Below are 23,764 nucleotides of genomic sequence, written 5' to 3'. Positions count from 1 at the left end.
TTAGACAACTTAGATGAAGAAACTAAGGATGCGATTAAGGACGCCATTGATAAGGGTGCTGACCAAAGCGAAATCGATCAAATTGTTGAAGACGCCAAGAATCAAAATGATCAAGCTGGTAAGGATTCAGGCAATGAAAACCCAGATGGTAAGCCAGATGAAGGGGATTCAGGCAATGAAAACCCAGATGGTAAGCCAGATGAAGGGGATTCAGGCAATGAAAAGCCAGATGGTAAGCCAGACGAAGGCGATTCAGGTAATGAGAAGCCAGATGGTAAGCCAGACGAAGGCGATTCAGGTAATGAAAAGCCAGATGGTAAGCCAGACGAAGGTGATTCAGGCAATGAAAAGCCAGATGGTAAGCCGGGTGAAGGTAATTCCAAGCAACAACAGCCTAAGCAACCAAGTGATGGCAACAGTGAATTGGAAGCCTTGAAGCATAAGGCAAAGCAACAAATTAAACAGTTGCCATTGTCGGATGCACAAAAGGAAGCATGGTTGCGCCAGATTGACTATGCACAAACAGAAGGTGGGATTGAGCAAATCGTGGCACAAGCAACGCAAGAAGCTTTGCCTGATACAGGTGCCACATCACAAGCAAATCTTGGATTGATTGGATTAGCTTTGATGTCACTTGGATTTGGTGGTCTATATCGCCGTAAGCGTGAAGACTAATTTAAATCAACTCATTGTAAAAGACGTTATGAATGCTATTCATAACGTCTTTTTGTTTATCTTTAAAATTTTGGTTTAAACGTATCGCTGTATTTTAAAATTTTGTATACTTTAAAGGATGCAAAGAAAGGTGGTGTGTTGAGATGACTCAACCTATTATCGAATTTGAACATGTTGCCATGCAGTATGGTGATAATGTTGTTTTAAAATCAATTGATTTAGAAATTGAAAGTGGTAAATTTTATACATTATTGGGTTCGTCTGGATCTGGTAAAACAACGATTTTGCGATTGATGGCCGGATTTTTAACGCCAACAGCAGGGAATATTTATTTTGAAGGAAAAAATATTAATAATGTACCGCCTGAAAAAAGGCGCATTAATACTGTTTTTCAAAATTATGCCCTTTTTCCGAATATGAATGTGTTTGAAAATGTTGCCTTTGGCATGACGCTAAAAGGTAAAAGTAAACGCGAGATGACTGAGAAAGTTTCGGAAATGCTGGCTTTGGTGAAATTGTCAGGTTATGAAGATCGTGAAATTTCTGAATTATCAGGTGGACAGCAACAACGTGTTGCGATTGCACGAGCTTTGGCAAATGAACCAGAAATATTGGTGTTGGATGAACCGCTATCGGCTTTAGACTATAAATTGCGTAAAACGATGCAATATGAATTGCGTAATATTCAACAGCGTTTAGGCATTACTTTCGTTTTTGTGACACATGATCAAGAAGAAGCGTTAGCCATGTCTGATTGGATTTTCGTCATGGATGATGGGGAAATCTTGCAAAATGGGACGCCGGTTGACATTTATGATGCACCAATTAATCATTTTGTGGCTGAATTTATTGGCGAATCAAATATTATTCCAGGCGTGATGCGTGAAGATTACTTAGTTGCGTTTGCTGGTAAGGAATTTGAAAATGTTGATGGCGGAATGCGACCTAATGAACCTGTTGAAGTGGTGTTAAGACCGGAGGATTTGGATTTAGTTGACGTTTCTGAAGGAAAATTAGTGGTAACGATTGATGATGAATCATTCCGTGGTGATTATTATGAAATAACAGCACATGATGATGATCAAAATCACTGGCAAGTTCAAGCAACAAATTCGGCTGAGGTCGGTCAGCGCTATGGGTTGTATTTTGATCCAGAAGATATTCATATTATGCGTTTAAACGAGTCAGAAGAAGACTTTGATGCGCGTTTGGAGCAATATGAAGAAGAGGAGGCGCCTGATGCATCAGACTAAAGCATTCAATTATAGTGTGCCTTATTATGCATGGCTACTGCTGTTTGTAATTGCACCTGTGATTTTATTATTGTTTGAGTCATTTATGGATGTGCATGGGAACTTTACGCTCAATAACTACCAAACTTATTTTAGCTCTGGAACTTACATTCGCATGACGTTTAATTCAGTATTCTTCGCGTTTATGGTGACTGTGATTACACTGGCCATTAGTTATCCAATGGCTTTAATCATGAGTCGTTTAAAACATGCGCAATTCTGGTTAATGCTGGTGATTTTACCAACATGGGTTAATTTATTACTAAAAGCCTATGCCTTTATTGGCTTATTTGCAAAACAAGGGACGTTGAATGAATTTTTGACTTTTGTTGGCATTGGGCCACAACAAATTATGTTTACTGATGGTGCATTTATGGCAGTCGCCGCATATGTGCAAATTCCATTTATGATTATGCCTATATTTAATTCATTAGTCGAGATTGATCAGAGTTTAGTGAACGCTGCCCGTGATTTAGGGGCAAGTTCGGCCCAAACATTACGTAAAGTGATTATTCCATTGTCTATGAATGGTGTGAGAACAGGTGTTCAAGCAGTATTTATTCCAACCTTGTCACTATTTATGATTACACGTTTAATCGGTGGAAACCGTGTGATTACGTTGGGTACCGCAATTGAGGAACACTTTTTAGTGACGCAAAATTGGGGAATGGGTTCAACCATTGGTATTATTTTAATCATTGCGATGGCGATTACCATGTATTTGACACGTGATCGGAAACAAGGAGGTAAATAAAAGATGAAACATAAAGCGGCATCGTTATATTTAATCTTTGTTTTTGTTGTCATGTATTTACCTATTTTTTACCTAATTTTTTATTCATTTAATGCTGGCGATTATATGAATAATTTTTCTGGTTTTTCATTAGAACATTACCGAACATTATTTTCAGATTATCGTTTAATGCGTATTTTAGCTAATACCTTTATTATTGCTTTGTTATCAGCATTATTTGCGACGCTGATTGGAACGTTTGGTGCCCTGGGCATTTATCATACCCGTCGACGTGGGACCCGTAATACGCTATTGTCGTTGAATAATATTTTGATTGTTTCACCGGATGTTATTATTGGTGCGAGTTTCCTAATTCTGTTTACCTTGATTGGTATGAAATTAGGATTCTTGTCTGTATTGCTGGCACACATCGCTTTTTCAATTCCGATTGTTGTCTTGATGGTATTGCCACGCCTTAATGAAATGAATCCAGCTTTGATTGATGCTGCGCATGATTTAGGCGCCAATGACTATCAAGTACTGAGTCAAATTGTGTTGCCTTATGCATGGCCAGGTATATTATCAGGCTTCTTTATGGCAATTACTTATTCATTAGATGATTTTGCAGTGACTTTCTTCGTGACTGGAAATGGTTTTTCAACGCTATCGATTGAAATTTATTCGCGTGCACGTCAAGGGATTGATTTGTCAATTAATGCATTGTCAACGCTAATGTTCTTAGTTTCCTTAGTGCTCATTGTGATTTATTATTTCTTATCAACATATCAGCAGCGTGGGTCTAAGAAGAAACGCACACTAGGAACGGCGGTGCGATAAGTATGAAAAAATTGATTAATTTGACACTAGGGATTAGCTTGGCAGTTGCATTACTATTAGGTTTTAGTTGGGGGATGAATCGTTTAGAAAATCATCAAGTGAAATCAGACAATGCACCCAATCAAAAAGAGACGTTGACCATTTATAATTGGGGTGATTATATTGACCCAGCGATTTTAAAGTCATTTCAAAAAGAGACGGGTTATCGGGTCAATTATGAAACCTTCGATTCAAATGAAGCGATGTATACAAAGATTAAGCAGGGGGGGACACATTATGATGTTGCAATTCCTTCGGAGTACATGGTTGAAAAAATGCGACAAGATAATTTGCTGATGCCACTGGATCATGACAAATTAAGTGGACTCCAGCATTATAATCCAGCATTTTTGAATGAACCGTTTGATCCTAATAATAAATATTCTGTGCCTTATTTTTGGGGAACATTGGGGATTGTCTATAATGACAAGTATGTAAAACCAGGTAGTATTACCTCATGGAATGATTTATGGCAAGCGCAGTATCGTAAGCAGATTATGTTAATTGATTCGGCTCGAGATATTATGGGGATGACCCTAGCTTCTTCTGGACAGTCTGTAAATACCAAAAATGAGGCCGAATTAGCAGCAGCTCAAGGGAAGTTATCAAGTTTGATGCCAAATGTAAAAGCAATCGTTGCTGACGAGATTAAAACATATATGGCACAAGATGAGGCGGCACTTGCGGTTGACTATTCTGGGGATGCAGCTGAAATGATGCAACAAAATAAGCACCTGCACTATGTTGTGCCGGAAGATGGTGGTAATTTGTGGTTTGATAATATGGTGATTCCTAAGACCGTCCAAAATAAAAAGGCCGCTTATGCATTTATTAATTATATGAGCCGACCTGAAGTGGCAGCTCAAAATGCAGAGTATGTGGGTTATGCGACGCCAAATCAAGATGCAATGAAGTTGTTACCCAAGTCAATAACGCAAGATAAGGCTTGGTATCCAGACCAGGCGGTTTTGGATCGACTTGAAACGTATCAGAATTTAGGCCCAGACTGGACGCAACGTTATAATGACTATTTCTTAGAATTTAAAATGACCAATCAATAGTGAGGAAAAGCATATGAAAAAAATAAAACCTGAGTTTTTATTGGCGCTAGTAGCGCTTGTAATTATTGGTGGGGCACTTGGTGGTGCTGCTTACAATAATCATCAAAAGAATGAAGCGGCTAAAGCAGCCAAGGCTAAATCAGAAAAGGCAGATAAAGCCAAAAAAGAGCAATTGGATAAATTAGAGTTGCCACAACTGTCAAAAACAGTTGGTAAAGACGAAACAAAGGCAACTATAAAAACAACAGAGGGTGATATTACCGTTAAATTATTCAATAAACAAGCACCTTTAGCTGTTGAAAATTTTGTTAAGCACGCCAAAGATGGTTATTATGATGGGACAACGGTTCATCGTGTGGTGAAGGACTTTATGATTCAAGCTGGTGATCCAGATGGAACGGGTCAAGGCGGCCACTCAATTTGGTATGAAAAAGATAAAAAGATTGATAGTGGAAATGGCTTCAAAAACGAAATTAGTGATCAATTGTACAATATTCGTGGTGCATTATCGATGGCTAATGCTGGTCCTGATACAAATGGTTCTCAGTTCTTTATTAATCAGAACAAGGATGATCAAACTAAAGACATTAAAGCTGTGAAATATCCGCAAAAAATTTATGATGCTTATAAAAAGGGTGGATATCCAAGTCTTGATGGTAATTACACTGTATTTGGTCAAGTGATTGAGGGCATGGATACGGTTGATAAAATTGCCAATGTCAAAGTTGAAGAAAATGATAATCAAGAAAAATCAAAGCCGATTGATAAAATTGAGATTAAATCAATTGAGATAGATTAATAACGAAATGCAGTCATGAGAGTGACTGTATTTTTTTATTAGTTTGTGAAAACGTTTACAAGTGGTTTTTTTAGAACAGCTCCCTTATAATTGTTAATGGTCGCAAAACAATATTATAAATAAGCGACAAAATTAAATATTAGGGGTAAGTTATGGATTTCGGGTTAACGGAACGTTTGTTTGCAGAGTTCTTTGGAACAATGTTTCTGGTTATTTTGGGAAATGGTGCTGTGGCCAACACAGAATTAAAGAACACAAAAGGGACACATACGGGTTGGTTAAATATTGCATTTGGTTATGGAGCCGGGGTTGGAATTCCTGCGATGGCATTCGGTCAAATTTCGGCACATATTAATCCAGCGTTTACATTGGGGCTGGCAACTGTAAATGATTTTCCCTGGGCTGAAGTAATTCCATATATTTCAGTGCAATTGATGGGTGCAATTGTTGGACAAATCATTTTGGTTTGGATGTACAAGCCTTACTTTGATGCGACAAGAGATGTTGATGCCATTTTCGCACCATTTGCGACGAATGACGCCGCAAATTCTCGTTTAAACGGTATGATTAATGAAGGTTTTGGAACTTTTGTCCTTGTCTTTGCAGCGATGGCAATTGGTGCAGTGCCAGAGTATAAGCCAGTTGCTGGTTTGACGCTAGGTATTTTAGTTGCGAGTTTAGTAACGTCAATGGGTGGTGCTACTGGACCGGCTTTGAATCCTGCTCGAGACTTAGGACCACGTTTAGTACACGCGTTCTATCCACTAAAATATAAGGGCTCATCACACTGGAGTTATGCCTTGGTACCAATTATTGCACCAATTATGGGTGCAATTGTTGCAACCGTCTTATATACAATGATTTTTAAATAAACAAAAAGCTCAACATCAATATAAAGATGTCGAGCTTTTTTTATGATTCAAGATCATCTGCCGTTTCTGTATGTTCAGTGGCATAAGCAATGGCTGTATTTTGAACTAACATTTGGAAATAGTTGTCAAAACCAGGTTGAGCGTAACTATTTTTTAGACCAATTAAGTCAGTGGCGCTCCATGAAGTGATTTCAATCGCACCATCACTGTAACGTAAGGCGTGAGCAATGGCGCTTGAGGCGTCAGCTAAGTAGTACGTTTTATTGGTATCTAAATATAAGAGACTTAATTTTGCATAGGGGTTATTTACTAAAGCTGTTTTTGTTGGTAATATTCCTGATCGTTTGTCGCGAATATTTTCGTGGCGAAATTTATGAATATTCTCCAAAGTGTTACCAATAATTTTCATACACATGACCTCACTCATACTCATTTTTAAAAATGTCTCATGTTTATTTAATAAAACATCATTAATTACTATAATAACATGTTTTTATGCCAGGGACAAAACGAGTATTTCTCCATTTTTGATGCGTATTTCAATGGTGAATTTAAAAATGATACCGTTTCTTGCATTGGTTGTCGTAATATGATATTATTTCTTTATGCGATGAGTCGAGAGAATCTTCATTTAGAAGATTTTTATAAACGGCCTATATTAACAGCCGCATTGCTGGTAGGTGGTGAAGGTGTTGTGGAACACGTTCATCTGCACATGACTAACAGTTAGCAATAACTGGTGTACGTTGACTGGCGGGTAACCGTCACCTGCGTTAGGACAGGTCATTCCTAACATTGCCAAACTCAAAACGCCGATCAGCCGATCGGCGTTTTTTGTATATATTTTTGGTTTGAATTTAATTTATTGCTATAATAATAATTAACTGGAGGGCAGAGCATGAAAGTTTACACACTGCGACAATTTGGTTTTTTTCAAACTGTGTTAATTAACACGGTCATTTTTTTAGCATTAGCTGGATTGTTGCCACAAGGGATGTATGTTGAGTCAATCTGGTCAGCCTTGTTAGCTGCGCTAGTCCTAGGTTGTTTAAATGCGTTAGTGCGGCCGGTCTTACATATATTGGCCTTACCACTGACCCTTTTAACATTTGGCCTATTTGGATTTGTTGTAAACGCATCCGTCTTATGGTTGACTTCTAACATTGTTGGAAGTGGTTTTCATTTCTATGGATTTGGCTGGACATTGTTGGTTTCAATAATTATGTCCTTTGTAAATTTAATTATTTCTAGTTACTTTAATCGGGAGCAAAAGTCATAGATAGGTTGAGGAAATAAAACATGGCAAAACAAATAACTGTACAAGATTTACTAGATAATACGCATTTATCAATTGTATCTGGAGCTGATTTTTTAAATCGCCCGGTGGCGACAGAAGATATTTCACGACCTGGTTTGGAGATGACAGGTTATTTTAATTATTATGCGCCAGAACGGATCCAATTGATGGGGATTACAGAAACGTCATTTGCGGCCCGAATGTCACATGATGAGTTGATGATGGTCGCGCATAAAATGATGCAACCTGATACACCAGCGTTGGTTGTTTCAACAGGGCGTAAGCTACCACAAGAATTTATGGATGTCGCTAATGAAGTCCAAATTCCGGTATTAGCAACCGAGCTAACATCATCACGAATTCTTGCTAATATGACCTACTTCTTAAGTGGACAATTAGCAGAACGTCAATCGGTGCATGGGGTATTGGTTGATATCTTTGGTTTAGGGGTTCTAATCACTGGTGATTCAGGGGTTGGAAAGTCTGAAACGGCCTTAGAATTGGTGCAACGCGGACATCGATTGATTGCTGATGATCGTGTTGATGTTTACGCACAAGACGAAGAACGTCTCGTGGGAGAACCACCTGCAATTCTACGAAATCTTATGGAATTACGTGGAGTTGGTATTATTGATGTCTTGAACTTATTTGGTGCCGGCGCTGTGCGCTCACATGCCACGATTGCTTTTAATTTACATTTGGCAAAATGGCGTGATGATCAAGAAGTTGATCGTTTGGGTAATGGTGAAGAAGTTACCCAAATTCAAGGTGTTGATTTACCACGCTATGTGTTACCGGTTCAAACGGGACGTAACTTAGCGGTATTAATTGAAACAGCTGCAAAGAATTTCCGTGCTAAGAAAATGGGATTTGATGCGACAGAGACATTCAATAATAATTTGAATGTTTTGATTGAACAAAATTCAGAACATCAGGACTAAGAGAGGAAATAGACGTTATGACAAAAGTCGGGGTACTAGGTGCGGGTTCTTGGGGAACTGCATTGGCCAATGTAGCGGCAGAAAATGGACACGAGGTTGCATTGTGGACGCATAGACCAGAACAAGCCGAAGTGATTAATGCCGAACATAAGAATCCAAAGTATTTGGGTGATAATGAATTACATGCAGGTCTTTGGGCAACTGGTGATATGACACAAGCTGTAGATAAGGCAGATATCATTTTGAGTGTTGTACCAACTGGAGCCACACGTGGTGTTGCTAAACAATTGGCCGATGTTTTAGCCGATTTAGACCAACAAGTCATTTTAGTTGCGGCGACTAAAGGGTTGGAGCCACATACCTATAAGCGTGTTTCAGAAATTCTAGAAGAAGAAGTTCCAGCATCCTCGCGAAATGGATTAGCAGTCATTGCAGGCCCTTCGCATGCTGAAGGTGTGGTTAAACATGACCCAACTTTGATTACAGCTGTGAGTGAAAATTTGAAGGTGGCAGAAGCACTTCAACATGCGTTGACGAATTCAAACTTCCGAGTTTATACTGGGGATGACATTGTCGGTGCAGAAATCGGTGCAGCGCTAAAAAATGTTATCGCAATTGCGGCTGGAGCCTTAGAGGGGTTAGGCTACGATTCCAATGCAAAAGCAGCCTTATTCACACGTGGTTTAGCCGAAATTAGTCGTTTAGGACAAGGTTTTGGTGCTAATCCTGTGACGTTTATGGGCTTGTCAGGTGTTGGTGATTTATTTGTAACAGCGACTTCTGTACATTCACGAAATTATCGGGCTGGGTTACAGCTTGGACAGGGGCATACCCTTGATGAAATCGTTGAAAATATGGGGATGGTGATTGAAGGTATTTCAACGACCAAAGTGGCTTATGAATTGTCGCAAAAGAAGCATGTTGCGATGCCAATTACTGAGTCGATTTATAAAGTTTTGTATGAAGGACTCGATATTAAACTGGCGATTCAAGAATTGATGGATCGTCCAGTCCAACAGGAAGGAAAATAAGGAATCATGAAACCTGTACGTAAAGCAATTATTCCTGCAGCGGGGTTAGGGACACGTTTTTTGCCAGCTACAAAAGCGTTAGCTAAGGAAATGTTGCCAATTGTAGACAAGCCTACGATTCAATTTATTATTGAAGAAGCATTGGCTTCAGGCATTGAAGAAATTTTAATTGTTGATGGAAAGTCAAAGCGTTCAATTGAAGATCATTTTGATTCAAATCCTGAATTAGAAAACAATCTACGCGAAAAAAATAAGACAGATTTATTGAAGTTAGTACAAGAGACAACCGATATTAATCTGTACTTTATTCGTCAGTCACATCCACGTGGTTTAGGGGATGCAGTTTTGACGGGGAAAGCCTTTATTGGGGATGAACCTTTTGTTGTGTTACTGGGTGACGATTTGATGCAAAGTGAAGTACCATTAACTAAGCAACTAATCGATCGCTTTGAATCAACTGGGGACTCAACACTTGCTGTGATGCGCGTGCCTAATGAAGAGGTTTCGTCATACGGTGTGATTACACCCGAAGAAGAATTGGCGGAAGGCCTCTATCGCGTGTCTAACTTTGTTGAAAAGCCAAAACCTGAGGATGCACCTTCAGATCTTGCGATTATTGGGCGTTATTTGTTAACACCTGAAATTTTCGAAGAACTTGAGCAAACAGAACCTGGTAAGGGTGATGAAATTCAATTGACCGATGCCATTGATTCATTGAACAAGCGTCAACACGTTGATGCACATGAATTTACGGGTAAGCGTTATGATATTGGTTCAAAGATTGGCTTTTTGACAACGAATATTGAATTTGGTTTAACTCACCCACAAACTGGCGCGGCACTAAAAGAATATATTAAAGACTTAGCCAAGACTTTAGATTAATGATGATTGAGACACCAGAAATTGGTGTCTTTTTATTTGAATCAGCTGACATTTGACTTACTAAACGTAAGTGATAAAATAGCTTTAATAGTGATAGTAATTGTGTAGATAAACAGTTAAAATGAACAAAAGAAATGTTCAAGGAGGGTATACAGATGACTGAAAAGTTTGATGTCGTAATTATTGGAGCGGGACCTGGTGGTATGACCGCAGCAACCTATGCATCGCGTGCCAATTTGTCAGTTGTAATGCTGGATCGTGGTATTTACGGTGGGCAAATGAATAATACAGCTGAAGTTGAAAATTATCCGGGATATAGCTCAATCATGGGAGCAGATTTATCGGAAAAAATGTATGCTTCTTCAACGCAATTCGGTGCTGAGTATCAATTTGGTACAGTCCAACATATTGAAGCCAATGAAGATAAGACGTGGCATGTTGTGACTGATATGAATGATTACCAAGCAAATTCGGTAATTGTTGCAACTGGTTCTGAATACAAAAAACTTGGTGTTCCAGGTGAATTAGATTTTGCTGGCCGTGGTGTGTCTTATTGTGCTGTGTGTGATGGTGCCTTTTTCAAGGGCCAAGAAGTTGTCGTTGTTGGTGGTGGTGATTCAGCCATCGAAGAAGCAACCTATTTGGCCGGAATCGTTAACCATGTCACGGTTGTCCATCGTCAAGATACTTTAAAGGCGCAACAAATTTTGCAAAAGCGTGCGTTTGCGGCCGACAACATTGATTTTATTTGGAATACAGAAGTTCAAACAATTAATGGTGACGAGAAAAAGGTTGAGTCGGTTACATTAAAGAATAATCAAACCGGTGAAATCACTGAACATGCGACGGCAGGTGTCTTTATTTATATCGGATTATTGCCGGTTACTGAATCAGTTGCTGATTTGGCAATTACTGATCAAGAAGGCTGGATTGAAACGAACGATCAAATGGAAACACGTTTACCAGGTATTTTTGCCATTGGTGATGTGCGAAAGAAACATTTACGTCAAATTACAACAGCCGTAGGGGATGCAGCCATTGCCGGACAAAATGCCTATGCTTACAACGAAAGTTTGAAGAGTAATGACGAATAGTAGTATCGATTTCACACAAATTCTGGATGAATTACGTACCGGAGTGAAAAGCGAATTTACATTAGAAGCGGAAAATTTCCCTGAATTTTTTGAAGTTTGGCGCAGTTATCCATATCAAAATGCGATTGTGGGTGAAGCCCATCAAGGTGGCCGAATTATTTACCGCAAAAGTGATGAAGATAATGCGTAGTTTTCTGATGTAAGCGCTTGCCATTGTTTGCATAAACTGATAAAATAATTTACGTAAAGCGTTGGCCGAGCTTGTTAAAGAACGAACAACGTTTATAAAATATTATTAATAACATATTAAAAGGAGATTTAATCATGGAATCACGCGAATTTAACATTGTAGCCGAAGCAGGTATTCACGCACGTCCAGCAACATTGTTGGTACAAGCAGCATCAAAGTTTGCTTCAGACATTACTCTTTCATACCAAGGTAAGGATGTTAACTTGAAGTCAATCATGGGTGTTATGTCACTTGGTGTTGGTCAAGGTGCTGACGTTACTATCTCAGCTGATGGTGATGACGCTGCAGATGCTATCTCAGCAATCTCAGAAACAATGGCTGCAGAAGGTTTGACTGACTAATTTTTTAGTTTTTACAAACATCTACACGAGAACTTAATTTTAAGTTGAACTTCGAAGGAAAAGGCTATGACAAAACAAATCAAAGGAATTGCAGCTTCAAACGGTGTTGCAATCGCTAAGGCATATAAGCTAGAAGATCCTGATTTGTCTTTTGATACGCGAACGATTGATGATGTTCAAGCCGAAAAAAGCCGCTTAGAGGCGGCTTTTTTGGAATCAAAAGCAGATTTGGAACAGATTCGTGATAAGGCTGCGGCTTCAATGGGAGAAGACGAAGCAGAAGTGTTCAATGCCCACATCATGGTATTGGAAGATCCAGAATTCACTGGTGGTATCGAACAAGCTATCGATAATGATAAGACCAATGCTGAAGCTGCTGTAAAGCAAGTGTCAGATACTTACATTACGATGTTTGAAAGTATGGCTGATACGAATGCCTACATGGCAGAGCGTGCTGCTGATATTCGAGATGTCACGAAGCGTGTGATGAGTCATTTGTTGAACAAGACGCTACCTAATCCAGCGTTGATTAACGAAGAAGTCGTGATTGTGGCGCATGATATGACGCCTTCAGATACAGCACAACTTGACCGTAAGTACGTTAAGGGCTTCATTACTGACGTTGGTGGTCGTACTGCCCATGCGGCAATTATGGCCCGTACACTTGAAATTCCAGCGATTGTTGGAACTGAAAATGCCACGGCAGAAATCGCAGAAGATGAAGTTGTTATCTTGGACGGTATGGATGGTGTCTTGCTACAAAATCCAACGGATGATGAGATTAAGACTTATCAAGAAAAAGCTGACGAATATGCGGCCAAGAAGGCTGAATGGGCTAAGTTGAAGGATGAAAAGACCCTTTCAGCTGATGGTAAGCACTTTACTTTGGGCGCAAACATTGGAACGCCTAAGGACTTAGATGGTGTAGTTGAAAATGGTGCTGAAGGTGTTGGACTTTACCGTACTGAATTCTTATATATGGATTCACAAGAATTGCCAACTGAAGAGCAACAATTCGAAGCCTACAAGGCCGTATTGGAAGGTGTTGGACCTGACGAAAATGTGACTGTTCGTACAATGGATATTGGTGGAGATAAGGAATTGCCTTACTTGCCATTACCTGAAGAAGAAAACCCATTCTTGGGTTATCGTGCAATCCGTATCTCACTTGATCGTCAAGATATTTTCCGTACACAATTACGTGCTTTGATTCGTGCCTCAGCATTTGGAAACCTTTGGATTATGTTCCCAATGGTTGCAACATTGTCTGAATTCCGCCAAGCTCGTGATTTGTTTGAAGAAGAAAAGGCTAAGTTAGTTGCAGAAGGGGTTGAAGTTAGTGATAACATCAAGCTTGGAATCATGATTGAAATTCCAGCGGCAGCTGTACTTGCTGATAAATTTGCCCAAGAAGTTGATTTCTTCTCAATCGGAACAAACGATTTGATTGGTTATTCAATGGCTGCCGACCGTGGAAATGACAAGATTTCATACTTGTACCAACCATATAACCCATCAATCTTGCGCCTTGTTAACTATGTGATTAAGTCAGCGCATAAGTATGGCAAGTTTGCTGCAATGTGTGGTGAAATGGCCGGAGATCCAATTGCGGTTCCTATCTTGATGGGAATGGGATTGGATGAATTCTCAATGTCTGCCACATCAGTTTTGTCAACGCGTTCATTGATGAGCCGCTTAAATGCAGCTGATCTTGAAGGATTGGCTGAAAAGGCAATTGATGCTGAAACAAATGAAGATGTGATTGCTTTAGTTAAGGCCGAAGTACCTGAAGCTGAGTAAATTTAAAAGCTAGCCATTATGTGGCTAGCTTTTTTGTTTTTATAAAGCAGCATCGAAAAATGTTATAATAGAAGGTATCAATTGAGTGAGGTGAGATTATGGCACGGCAACCAATCGTCATGGCAAACTGGAAAATGAATAAGTTACCAGAAGATGCGCGGACGTATATTGAATCAGTCGCAAATGCAATTACAGCTTATCCCAGTGTTGAGCCGATTTTAGCGGGACAGGATGTCCTTTTGCAGAGTATGGTTGAGGCAGCAAAAGGAACAGCAGTTGAAATTGGTGCTGAAAATGTTTATTGGAAAGAAGAAGGGGCATATACTGGTGAAACAAGCCCTAAAGTGGTGGCGGATTTAGGTGTGCAATATGTCATTATTGGGCACTCTGAACGCCGACACTATTTCCGTGAAACAGACGAAATGGTTAATTTGAAAGCATTGGCTGCTTTGCGTAATGGGTTAAAACCAATCATTGCCATTGATGAGCAAATTCAAACAGTGTCAAATAATGAACATATGCATTGGATTGTAAACCAGGTTATTGAGGCTTTAAAAGGCGTGACACCAGAGCAAATGACGGATGTTGTGTTGGCTTTTGAACCAACACAAGCGATTGGGAGTGGGACGGCAATGAGTGCTGACATGGCACAAAAAGATCTCTATCTGATTCGTGAGACGGTTTCAGATATGTTTAACCCTGAGATTGCTGAAGATTTGCGTATTTTATATGGTGGTTCGGTGAAGCCAGAAAACGTTTATGAAATTATGCGTCAACATGATATTGATGGGGTTTTGGTTGGTAATTCAGCCTTGGATCCAGATAATTTTATTGAATTAGTCAAGCTAACGCATGAAGCGAAGAAAACAAATTAAAGGCAAAAAGGTCTTTTCTATGCAGACTTCGTGATATATGTTACAATAAGCAATGTAAGGATCTAAAATATAGATTCAAATATCTTTTAAAAGAACAAGGAGAACAACAATGTCTGCAATTACTGATATTTATGCACGCGAAGTGTTGGATTCACGTGGAAATCCTACTGTTGAAGTTGAAGTTTATACTGAATTAGGTGGTTTCGGTCGCGGAATCGTCCCTTCAGGTGCCTCAACTGGTGAACACGAAGCTGTTGAATTGCGTGACGGTGACAAGAGCCGTTTCGGTGGTAAGGGAACTTTGAAGGCAGTTGAAAATGTTAACACAACAATTGCTAACAAGTTGCGCGGAATGGAAGTTACTGACCAAGTGGCCTTGGATCAAACAATGATCGCCTTGGATGGTACTGAAAACAAGGGTAAGTTGGGAGCCAACGCTATTTTGGGTGTCTCAATTGCTGCTGCTCGTGCCGCTGCTGACGAATTGGAAACACCTTTGTACAACTACTTGGGTGGATTTAACTCTAAGGTATTGCCAACACCAATGATGAACGTTATCAATGGTGGTGCACACGCAAGTAACGACGTTGATTTCCAAGAGTTCATGATTATGCCTGTTGGTGCAAAGTCAATCGCCGAAGCTGTACGTATGGGATCAGAAACTTTCCATGCTTTGCAAGCTTTGTTGAAGGAAAACGGTCACTCAACTGCTGTTGGTGACGAAGGTGGATTTGCGCCTGACTTTAAGTCAAACGCAGAACCATTTGAATTCTTGCTACAAGCAATTGAAAAGGCTGGTTACAAGCCAGGTAAGGATATCGCTATCGCCTTTGACGTTGCCTCATCAGAATTCTACGATGCAGATCGTGGTGTATACGTATTGGCAGGGGAACCTGACAAGAAGGAATACACAACTGACGAATTCATCGATTACTTGGAGAACTTGATTAACAAGTACCCAATCATCTCTGTTGAAGATCCTTTGGATGAAAACGAATGGGATGCATGGGTTAAGTTGACAAACCGTTTGGGTAACCGTGTTCAAATCGTTGGTGACGACTTCTTCGTTACAAACACACAATACTTGAAGAAGGGTATTGAGATGGGCGCTGCTAACTCAATCTTGATCAAGGTTAACCAAATCGGTACTTTGACTGAGACTTTGGATGCCATCGAAATGGCTAAGGAAGCTGGATACACTGCCATCGTTTCACACCGTTCAGGTGAAACTGAAGACACAACTATCTCTGACTTGGTTGTTGCAACTAACGCCGGACAAATCAAGACTGGATCATTGTCACGTACTGACCGTATTGCGAAGTACAACCAATTGATGCGTATTGAAGACTTGTTGGGTGAAGATGTTGCACAATTCAAGGGAATTGACAGCTTCTACAACATTGACAAGGCTGCACGTGAAGCTATTGTTAACTACGTAGGTTAATTAAAATTAATTGAAAGACTGAGATTATATATAATCTCAGTCTTTTTTTATTGATGGTGCTTAGTTGAGTTATTGGTCTAATTATGCTATTCTAGGTTAGTATATTTAATAAAGATAGCGAGTATTAAGAAAACGGAGGCGCCAATTATGTATAATATGTTGTTAATTGCAATGATTGTTGTTGGATTTTTGTTGATTGTGACTGTCTTGATGCAACCATCAAAACAACAAGATGCTTTATCAGCACTATCTGGTGGCGCAGGTGATTTATTTGCAACACAGAAGGCCCGTGGTTTTGAAGCCGTTATGCAACGAATTACGGCAATCTTGGGTGCAATTTGGTTTATTTTAGGTTTGGCGCTAGTCTATCTATCATCACACTAAACCAATTATCTTAAAGACCTCTCGTAATTTTTTGCGGGAGGTCTTTATTAGAATACAAATGAAATTCAAGTTTTAAATAGAAAAGAGAGAAATACATGGCAGAAAATAATTTACAAGACCAATTATATGGTTTTTTGAAGGCTAATTCTGCGCAAGCATTCCCGGCTCAAACCCTTGTGGATGGCCTACGCTTGCCAGATGATAATGCCTTTACGAAAGTCGTTCAAGCGCTTGCTGCGCTAGAACGTGTTGAAAAAGTTAAAGTAAACGACGCTGGAGCGTTTCAATATAATGCCGATAAAGAAGGCGTAATCGGCGAATTTAGAGCAAACGAACGTGGCTTTGGATTTATTCGATATGATGACAATGCAGATGATATTTTTGTAAATCCTGACAATACATTGTTTGCGTTACAAGGAGATCAAGTTCGCGTAAAAATTTTAAATAAGGGTGATGGCAATCGTGGTCCTGAAGGACAAGTGATTGAAATCATGCACCGTTCACGTGAACAAATGGTTGGTGAATTCAAACTTGGTTCAGAATATGCCGGCTTTATTGGTCAAATTGTGCTAACTGATAAAAAGTTTGCGACATACGACTTCTTGGTTAAAGAAGGTGGGATGGTTGCTGAAGATGGTGAAGTCGTTGTGGCGACCATTGAAGATTACCCAAGTTTGAATACACCTAAGCAAATGACGGGTACCATCGTACAGAAAATTGGTTTCAAGGATGCACCTGGTGTGGACATCTTGCAAATTGTTTATAATCATGATGTACCGCACGTTTTCCCTGAAGACGTCTTAGAACAAGCGGAAGCGATTCCTGATCATGTTTTGGATGAAGAACGTGAAGGACGTGAAGATGTTACGGATCAATCTTTGGTTACGATTGATTCAATTGAATCAAAGGACTTGGATGATGCTGTAACTGTTTGGCGTTTGGATAATGGTAATTTCCATCTTGGTGTGCATATTGCGGATGTTTCCCACTATGTGCCAGAAGGAACACCATTAGATCAAGAAGCTTATAAGCGGGGCACATCTGTTTATCTAACAGACCGCGTGATTCCAATGCTACCGCGTAATATTTCGAATGGTATTGCTTCATTAAATGAAGGTGTGGAACGTTTGGCCATGTCTGCTGAAATGGAATTCACGCCAGATGGAACATTGGTTAACCATCGTTTGCATAAGTCTGTGATGCGTTCACATGCGCGTATGACTTATAAAGGTGTTAACGCCATTCTTGACGGAGATGAGGAGACGCGTGAAGAATATCGCGAATTAGTTCCGATGTTTGAAGATATGCAACTTTTGCATAACGCCTTGTCGCAAAAGCGTCAAGAACGTGGTGCGATTGAATTTGAAGCACCTGAAGCTAAAATTATTGTGGATCCAGAAGGTAAGCCAACTGACATTGAACTGCGTGAACGTGGTACGTCAGAACGCATTATTGAATCATTTATGTTAGCAGCCAATGAAACGGTAGCGATGCATTTTGATTTAGCAAAGGTTCCATTCTTATATCGTATTCATGAGGCGCCAGATAGCGAGCGTGTAAGTAAATTCTTAGACTTTGTGAAGGCATTAGGATGCCCTGTTAAGGCTGATCCTGAGCATATCAAGCCAGCTGACTTGCAAAATATTCATAAGTACTTTGCAGGTAAGCCAGAAGAGCAGATGGTTTCAACGATGATGTTGCGTTCAATGCAACAAGCGAAGTATTCTGACCAACCATTGGGACACTTTGGAATCGGTGCAGATTACTATACGCACTTTACATCACCAATTCGTCGTTACCCCGATTTGACAGTGCACCGTTTGATTAAATGGTATGAACAAGCTGGTCTTGGTAACGAGGCGCAAGCACGTTATCGTGATGATTTGCCTGTGATTGCAGAAGATACGTCTGTGCGTGAACGTCGTGCCGTTGATACTGAACGTGATACAGATGCCATGAAGAAAGCCCAATTCATGGAAGATAAGGTTGGTCAAGAGTTTGATGCCGTGGTTAACGGTGTACTTAAATTCGGTATGTTCGTATCACTTGAAAATACCGTTGAAGGCCTAATTCACACCTCTAACTTGACTGATGATTATTATAATTATGATGAATCACATATGGCCTTGATTGGTCAACGTTTCCATCATATCTATCAAATCGGTCAACCGGTCCGCGTAAAGTTGATTCGTGTGGATAAGGAACAAAGTGCCTTAGACTTCATTTTGGTTGACCCAGCGGCGGCACCAATTACCGATATTAAGGTCGCTGATGACCGTAAGGGTGCTTTTGGTGGTCGTGGCGGTAAAGGTGGTAAGGGCGGTAAAAAGCCGAACCAACATAATCGCAGTCGCCAAGGTGATAAGAATCCCAAAAAGGGGCAACCAACGGACCATCGTGCGCCCAAGCAGGATCAAAAGCGGCGTCAACAACATAAATAATTTTTAATTTATGGGAGGGATAATATGCCCAAAAAGAAGAAAGTCGTTAATGATGCGCTTGCAACCAATCGTAAAGCTCGCCATGATTATAATATTGGTGAGACGATGGAAGCGGGGATTGAGTTGACTGGAACTGAAATTAAGTCGATTCGCGCCGGACGAATTACGATTGCCGATGGCTTTGTGCAAATTCGTCAGAACCAAGCGTGGTTAGAGAACGTGAACATCAGTCCATTTGAGCAAGGCAATCAGTTCAATCATGAACCTTTACGATCACGGCGTTTGTTGTTGCATAAGCAACAAATTAATCAGTTAGCTGAAGCAGTGTCGCAAAAAGGGAAGACGGTTATCCCGCTCAAAGTTTATATTAAACGTGGTTTTGCCAAAGTGTTAATTGGCATTGCGACTGGAAAACATAATTATGATAAGCGTGAAACGTTAAAACGTCGTGATCAAGAACGTGATTTACAACGGGCGATGAAGCGCTAAATTTTAAAGGACTACTGAAAAGTAGTTCTTTTTTTATGTAAGAAAACCTGACATGATTTAACGCGAAATGAAAATGGTCTAGTATGCTTATCTAAGAAATGAATTTACATTTGATTTTGGAGTTGGAGGAATTGTCATGAATAAATGGCTAAAAAGCATTTTAACGTTGATCGTTTTAATGTTTGGGATGTTTGTCGGGGGAACGACAAGTTTTGCTGCTGATAAGCCGCATTACACAATTGCAACGGATACAACGTATCCACCATTTGAGTTTCAAGATAAAGATGGTGAATACCGTGGAATTGATATGGACATGTTAAAGGCGATTTCAAAGGAAGAAGGTTTCACCTATACTTTGAAGCCAATGAGCTTTAACGCGGGTGTTCAAGCCATCCAAGCTGGGCAAGTGGATGGTTTGTTGGCTGGAATGTCAATTACACCTGAACGTGAGAAGTCATTTGATTTCAGTGTGCCATACTACAAAACAGGTGTGGTCATTGCGGTTAATGGCAAAGATAAAGACAATAAGTCTTTAGATGATTTAAAAGGTAAGAAGGTTGCGGTTAAAACTGGAACTGCCGGTGCACAATACGCGCAAAGCATTGCTAAAGAATATGATTTAAAGTTGTCATTCTTTAATGATTCAAACACAATGTATAACGACGTTAAGGTGGGAAACACAGTTGCGGCGTTTGAAGATCAGCCGGTTATGGCCTATGCGATTAATCAAGGAACTGATATGAATATTATCACGAAGCCAGTTAACACTGGTGGTTATGGTTTCGGGGTTAAGAAGGGTGCTAACGCTGAGTTACTTAAGAGTTTTGATAAAGGTTATGACAAATTAGTTAAGTCTGGTGAGTATGACAAAATTGTTCAAAATTACTTAGGCGACAATAGTTATAATTACAAAAAGAATGCGGCTAATGAAGCGGCAGCTAAGCCAACTATCTGGAATATTTTGAAAGAAAATAAGTCAGCTTTGTTGGATGGATTGTTTAAGACGATTCAATTGACATTGATTGGAATTATCTTAGCATCAATCTGGGGTATGTTATTAGCAGTAATGGGTGTGATGCCAAGCAAGATTATGCGTGGTATCTCAACAAGTATTATCTACTTATTCCGTGGACTACCAATGCTAGTTTTGGCATTCTTTATCTATATCGGATTACCTAATTTGACAGGAAGTAAAATCCCAGCGTTTACAGCAGGTGTGATTACTTTGGTCTTGAATGAAGGGGCTTATATCGCTTCATTCGTTAAGGGTGGTTTCTTATCAGTTGATAAGGGACAGCTTGAAGCAGCACGTTCACTTGGAATGCCATATGGTAAGGCAATGCGTAAAGTTGTGATGCCACAAGGAATTCGTTTGACAATTCCAAGTTTCATTAACCAATTCATTATCACATTGAAGGACACGTCAATCTTGTCAGCAATTGGTATTATTGAATTGACACAAACAGGAACGTTGATTATTGCCCGTAACCTACAAGGATTCCGCGTATGGTTGATTATTGGTGCAATGTACTTGATAGTAATTACGCTACTAACTTGGCTTTCAAATTGGATGGAAAAGAGGATTAAGTAATGGCAGCGATTGTTGATGTAAAAGATGTACACAAAAGCTATGGCTCAAATGAAGTCTTAAAAGGAATCGACTTAGAAGTCCAAGAAGGTGAAGTTGTCGTAATGATTGGACCTTCAGGGTCTGGAAAGTCAACATTTCTCCGTACATTAAACCATTTAGAAGATACCGATTCAGGTAAAATCGTGATTAATGGCTGGGACGTGAGTGATTCAAAAACAAATATCGATAAAACACGTGAGACGATTGGGATGGTGTTCCAACACTTTAATCTTTTCCCACATCTAACGGTTTTGGAAAATATGACTTTGGCGCCGGTTGAACTCGGTAAATATTCTAAGGATGAAGCAGAAGCGAAAGCGTTGGAGTTGTTAGATCGTGTGGGTCTACGTGATAAAGCTGACGTGAAGCCAACAACTTTGTCTGGTGGACAAAAGCAACGTGTTGCGATTGCGCGTGCCTTGGAAATGAATCCTAAGATTATGTTGTTTGACGAACCAACTTCTGCGCTTGACCCTGAAATGGTTGGGGATGTTTTGCAAGTTATGAAGGATTTGGCCAAAGATGGGATGACGATGATTGTCGTTACTCATGAAATGGGCTTTGCCAAGCAAGTTGCTGATCGTGTGGTTTTCTTTGCTGATGGACTCATTAATGAGCAAGGTAAGCCAGAGGATGTCTTTAATCATCCGCAACATGAACGTACAAAGGACTTTTTGGATAAGGTTCTGAATGCGTAATTGACTTATGAATTAAAAAGCGACAAGATTGAAGGTAACGTTATCATGACGTTACCTTTTTTTATTCAAGCCAATGAAAGGCAGAGCAATGTGATGGCAGATTTTTTGAAACAGATTGGGCAGAACCACTCGTTCGCGCCCTACCGAATCAATATTTTGAACAAGTAAATGATTTTTTGACAGAAGTTTACCAAACGCAGACGGTATATCCAGCTCGTAACAATGTGTTTGCGGCTTTAGAACAAACATCCTTGTCACAAACGAAAGTGGTTATTCTCGGACAAGACCCATATATTAATCCTGGTCAAGCACAAGGCCTTAGCTTTTCAGTGCCAGCAGACTTTGTTTTACCGCCATCTCTGCGTAATATTTTTAAAGAATTGGCAGACGATTTGCAAACAACGCTACCAGATAATGGGGATTTGCATGTTTGGGCGCAACAAGGGGTGTTGTTATTGAACACAGTTTTAACAGTGCCAGCGGGGCAATCAAATGGGCATGCCGGACTGATTTGGGAACCGTTCACGGATGAAGTGATTCGTTTGGTCGCACAACAAAGTCAACCAGTCGTTTTTATTTTATGGGGAAAAGCAGCCCAGAAGAAAATACCGTTGATTCAAGGTTCAGAAAATTTGATTTTACAAGCGCCGCATCCGAGTCCGTTATCAGCACATCGTGGCTTTTTTGGATCAAAACCATTTAGTCAAACGAATGAATTTTTGCAAACACATCAGGTTCAAGCAATTAATTGGCGTTGATAGTGGCGCAAGTAAAGCCAAATGTGAGATAATGAACATGTTAAATTAAAAGCTAAATTTGGGAGGCTGTAAGATGGAACTTTTTGAACAACTATCAGAAACAATTAAGGGACAAGGTAAGCGTATTGTATTCCCTGAAGGTGATGATCCTCGTATTCAAGGTGCCGCTGTGCGTTTAGCTGCGGAAGCCTTAGTAGAACCAATTTTGCTTGGTAATGAGGCAACGATTAATGAAGTTGCAGCAGCAAATGACTTTGATTTGCAAGCTGTCAAAGTGATTGACCCTGAAAATTATGATCCAACTGGTTTGCAAGAAATGATCGATGCATTGGTTAAGCGCCGTAATGGTAAAACAGATGCTTCAACTGCTGAAAAGTGGTTAAAGAACGTTAACTATTTTGGAACAATGCTCGTTTATATGGATCTTGCTGATGGTATGGTTTCAGGTGCCACACACCCAACTGGTGATACAGTGCGTCCTGCTTTGCAAATTGTGAAGACAAAGCCTGGTTCATCACGTATCTCTGGGGCTTTTGTTATGCAACGTGGTGACGAACGTTATGTCTTTGCTGACTGTGCCATTAACATTGACTTGGATGCACAAACGATGGCAGAAGTTGCGGTACAATCTGCTGAAACAGCTAAGGTCTTTGGTATCGATCCAAAGGTTGCCATGCTTAGTTTTTCAACTAAGGGTTCTGCCAGTGCACCACAAGTGGATAAGGTTGCAGAAGCGACAAAGTTAGCACACGAACTTGATCCAGAACTTGCCATTGATGGTGAACTTCAATTTGACGCTGCTTTTGTTGAAGCAGTGGGTGCATCAAAGGTACCAGATTCAAAGGTTGCCGGACATGCCAATGTCTTTGTATTCCCTGATCTACAATCAGGAAATATTGGTTACAAGATTGCCCAACGTTTGGGTGGATTTGAAGCCATCGGACCTGTTCTACAAGGTTTGGCTAAGCCAATTTCAGATTTGTCACGTGGTGCCAATGAAGAAGATGTTTACAAGGTTGCCATTATTACAGCTGCACAAGCATTAAACTAAAAAGAAATTAAAAAAGCTAGACCGTCAGATTGAGGGTCTAGCTTTTTATG

24 protein-coding genes and 1 pseudogene are annotated in these 23,764 nt (G+C 40.0%); 24 read left to right on the top strand and 1 reads right to left on the bottom strand.

Annotated features, from left to right (window positions below; all coding sequences use genetic code 11):
* The 7 genes from IV67_RS01245 to IV67_RS01215 all read left to right on the top strand — a co-directional run.
* Positions 1-675 (top strand): LPXTG cell wall anchor domain-containing protein (locus IV67_RS01245; RefSeq protein WP_201782718.1); only part of this gene is annotated, 675 nt, incomplete at its 5' end.
* Positions 676-818: 143 nt separating this feature from the next.
* Complete coding sequence (locus IV67_RS01240; protein WP_057786335.1) at positions 819-1,928, top strand: ABC transporter ATP-binding protein; 1,110 nt, start codon at positions 819-821, stop codon at positions 1,926-1,928.
* Entirely contained in the window at positions 1,894-2,721 is an 828-nt protein-coding gene (locus IV67_RS01235) for an ABC transporter permease (protein ID WP_057786333.1), read from the top strand. The genes IV67_RS01240 and IV67_RS01235 overlap by 35 nt, the downstream gene beginning before the upstream one ends.
* A 3-nt stretch (positions 2,722-2,724) precedes the next feature.
* Positions 2,725-3,537, top strand: a complete 813-nt coding sequence (locus IV67_RS01230; protein WP_057786331.1) for an ABC transporter permease — start codon at positions 2,725-2,727, stop codon at positions 3,535-3,537.
* 2 nt (positions 3,538-3,539) lie between these two features.
* Entirely contained in the window at positions 3,540-4,637 is a 1,098-nt protein-coding gene (locus IV67_RS01225; RefSeq protein ID WP_057786329.1) for an ABC transporter substrate-binding protein, read from the top strand.
* Positions 4,638-4,650: 13 nt separating this feature from the next.
* A complete protein-coding gene (locus IV67_RS01220; RefSeq protein WP_057786327.1) occupies positions 4,651-5,436 on the top strand; it encodes a peptidylprolyl isomerase in 786 nt (261 codons plus the stop codon).
* A 152-nt stretch (positions 5,437-5,588) separates the two neighbouring features.
* Positions 5,589-6,308, top strand: a complete 720-nt coding sequence (locus IV67_RS01215; protein WP_057786325.1) for an MIP/aquaporin family protein — start codon at positions 5,589-5,591, stop codon at positions 6,306-6,308.
* Positions 6,309-6,348: 40 nt separating this feature from the next.
* Here IV67_RS01215 and IV67_RS01210 read toward each other — a convergent pair whose 3' ends face one another.
* A complete protein-coding gene (locus tag IV67_RS01210) occupies positions 6,349-6,717 on the bottom strand; it encodes a hypothetical protein (RefSeq protein ID WP_057786323.1) in 369 nt (122 codons plus the stop codon).
* 489 nt (positions 6,718-7,206) lie between these two features.
* Here IV67_RS01210 and IV67_RS01205 point away from each other — a divergent pair, with 489 nt between their 5' ends.
* The 17 genes and pseudogenes from IV67_RS01205 (at position 7,207) to pta (ending at position 23,714) form a co-directional block, all read left to right on the top strand.
* Positions 7,207-7,587 carry a phage holin family protein gene (locus tag IV67_RS01205; RefSeq protein WP_057786322.1) on the top strand — a complete coding sequence of 127 codons (381 nt, stop codon included), beginning with the start codon at positions 7,207-7,209 and terminating at the stop codon, positions 7,585-7,587.
* Between the two features lie 20 nt (positions 7,588-7,607).
* Positions 7,608-8,546, top strand: coding sequence for an HPr(Ser) kinase/phosphatase (gene hprK / locus IV67_RS01200; RefSeq protein WP_057786320.1), 939 nt, complete (start codon positions 7,608-7,610; stop codon positions 8,544-8,546).
* Positions 8,547-8,563: 17 nt separating this feature from the next.
* Positions 8,564-9,577, top strand: a complete 1,014-nt coding sequence (locus IV67_RS01195) for an NAD(P)H-dependent glycerol-3-phosphate dehydrogenase (RefSeq protein ID WP_057786317.1) — start codon at positions 8,564-8,566, stop codon at positions 9,575-9,577.
* 6 nt (positions 9,578-9,583) lie between these two features.
* Positions 9,584-10,459, top strand: a complete 876-nt coding sequence (galU, locus tag IV67_RS01190; RefSeq protein WP_057786315.1) for a UTP--glucose-1-phosphate uridylyltransferase GalU — start codon at positions 9,584-9,586, stop codon at positions 10,457-10,459.
* A gap of 155 nt (positions 10,460-10,614) precedes the next feature.
* Complete coding sequence (gene trxB, locus IV67_RS01185) at positions 10,615-11,553, top strand: thioredoxin-disulfide reductase (protein WP_057786313.1); 939 nt, start codon at positions 10,615-10,617, stop codon at positions 11,551-11,553.
* Complete coding sequence (locus tag IV67_RS01180) at positions 11,543-11,743, top strand: hypothetical protein (protein ID WP_236698224.1); 201 nt, start codon at positions 11,543-11,545, stop codon at positions 11,741-11,743. Before trxB ends, IV67_RS01180 begins: the two co-directional genes overlap by 11 nt.
* Positions 11,744-11,877: 134 nt before the next feature.
* A complete protein-coding gene (locus IV67_RS01175) occupies positions 11,878-12,144 on the top strand; it encodes a phosphocarrier protein HPr (RefSeq protein WP_057786311.1) in 267 nt (88 codons plus the stop codon).
* Between the two features lie 66 nt (positions 12,145-12,210).
* Entirely contained in the window at positions 12,211-13,944 is a 1,734-nt protein-coding gene (gene ptsP / locus IV67_RS01170; protein WP_057786309.1) for a phosphoenolpyruvate--protein phosphotransferase, read from the top strand.
* 98 nt (positions 13,945-14,042) lie between these two features.
* The gene (tpiA, locus tag IV67_RS01165) at positions 14,043-14,819 is read left to right on the top strand and encodes a triose-phosphate isomerase (RefSeq protein WP_057786307.1); all 777 of its coding nucleotides are present in this window, start codon (positions 14,043-14,045) and stop codon (positions 14,817-14,819) included.
* Between the two features lie 109 nt (positions 14,820-14,928).
* The gene (gene eno / locus IV67_RS01160; RefSeq protein WP_057786305.1) at positions 14,929-16,263 is read left to right on the top strand and encodes a phosphopyruvate hydratase; all 1,335 of its coding nucleotides are present in this window, start codon (positions 14,929-14,931) and stop codon (positions 16,261-16,263) included.
* Positions 16,264-16,410: 147 nt separating this feature from the next.
* Positions 16,411-16,647 carry a preprotein translocase subunit SecG gene (gene secG / locus IV67_RS01155; RefSeq protein WP_057786302.1) on the top strand — a complete coding sequence of 79 codons (237 nt, stop codon included), beginning with the start codon at positions 16,411-16,413 and terminating at the stop codon, positions 16,645-16,647.
* A gap of 95 nt (positions 16,648-16,742) precedes the next feature.
* Positions 16,743-19,088, top strand: coding sequence for a ribonuclease R (rnr, locus tag IV67_RS01150; RefSeq protein WP_057786300.1), 2,346 nt, complete (start codon positions 16,743-16,745; stop codon positions 19,086-19,088).
* A gap of 24 nt (positions 19,089-19,112) precedes the next feature.
* On the top strand, positions 19,113-19,577 hold the full coding sequence (gene smpB / locus IV67_RS01145; RefSeq protein ID WP_057786298.1) for an SsrA-binding protein SmpB: 465 nt from the start codon (positions 19,113-19,115) through the stop codon (positions 19,575-19,577).
* Positions 19,578-19,713: 136 nt separating this feature from the next.
* Positions 19,714-21,168, top strand: a complete 1,455-nt coding sequence (locus tag IV67_RS01140; protein ID WP_057786296.1) for an ABC transporter substrate-binding protein/permease — start codon at positions 19,714-19,716, stop codon at positions 21,166-21,168.
* Positions 21,168-21,905: an amino acid ABC transporter ATP-binding protein gene (locus tag IV67_RS01135; RefSeq protein WP_057786294.1), complete on the top strand. Its 738-nt coding sequence runs from the start codon at positions 21,168-21,170 to the stop codon at positions 21,903-21,905. Before IV67_RS01140 ends, IV67_RS01135 begins: the two co-directional genes overlap by 1 nt.
* Before the next feature lie 116 nt (positions 21,906-22,021).
* Positions 22,022-22,663, top strand: a pseudogene (locus tag IV67_RS01130) (uracil-DNA glycosylase); the annotation flags it as partial.
* 73 nt (positions 22,664-22,736) lie between these two features.
* Positions 22,737-23,714 (top strand): phosphate acetyltransferase, encoded by a 978-nt coding sequence (gene pta / locus IV67_RS01125; protein ID WP_057786292.1) that lies wholly within the window; start codon positions 22,737-22,739, stop codon positions 23,712-23,714.
* The last annotated feature ends 50 nt before the right edge of the window (positions 23,715-23,764 follow it).

It is taken from the genome of Weissella minor (genome assembly GCF_001437425.1).
GTDB classification, from domain to species: domain Bacteria; phylum Bacillota; class Bacilli; order Lactobacillales; family Lactobacillaceae; genus Weissella; species Weissella minor.
Note: the sequence above shows the minus strand (reverse complement) of the source record. Positions and strands in the feature narration are given on the sequence as shown.